Below are 804 nucleotides of genomic sequence, written 5' to 3' on the forward strand. Positions count from 1 at the left end.
AAGGAGATTAATCCTAATCTCCCAGAATCACCGGAAGAGCAGGCCCAATCGACTTACGATGCTTACAATGCCGGTGCAACATATGTCCATGTTCATGCCAGAACAATCGAGAATCCAGGTATCGGCAGTGTCGAGATCGAGGACTACCTTAACGTAAACCGGCTCATTCGAGAAAAGTGTCCGGATATCATCATCAACAATACCACCGGCGGGGGCCAAGGTGCCGATCAGTCTAAAGCCATGAATCCGGTCTATGCCAAACCGGAAGTAGCCAGCCTGGATTGTGGTCCTCTGGCCGTGAAATTCACTATACCAAAACGTCCCGAAGTTGGGCGCATGGAAGATATCATGCTGGATACCGTGGCAGGTTTTGGATTTGGTTCGACAGAGAAGTATGCCCAGGCAATGCTGGATGAAGGTGTTAAACCTGAGATCGAGGTATGGCATCCGGGGCAATGGTGGCTCGTACAAAACCTGATTGATAAAGGGCTTGTAAAGCCACCGTACTTGATTCAGTGCGTTATGGGATTCCAAAGCGGTTGTTATGCTACGCCAAAGGATCTCATCTATATGATGGAGACAGCTCCGCAGCCCTGTAATCTTAGTGTAATTGGGGTGGGTCCGTTCCAACCTACCATGGTTGGTATGGGTATCATGCTTGGTTTCAGCTCGGTGAGAACCGGGATGGAAGACAACATTTACATCGGCAAGGGCCAGCTGGCTGAAAGTAATGCTCAACTGGTAGAGAAAGTAGTCAGAATGGCCAGGGAATTCGGGAGAGAAATTGCCACTCCTCAACAGGCC

General features: G+C 49.6%; 1 protein-coding gene. It reads left to right on the forward strand.

From position 1 onward, the window contains the following. The coding region (locus GY843_RS09495) for a 3-keto-5-aminohexanoate cleavage protein (protein ID WP_297308942.1) at positions 1–804 on the forward strand (804 nt) is incomplete at both ends.

It is taken from the genome of Neptuniibacter sp. (assembly GCF_024231755.1).
Lineage (GTDB): Bacteria > Pseudomonadota > Gammaproteobacteria > Pseudomonadales > Balneatricaceae > Neptuniibacter.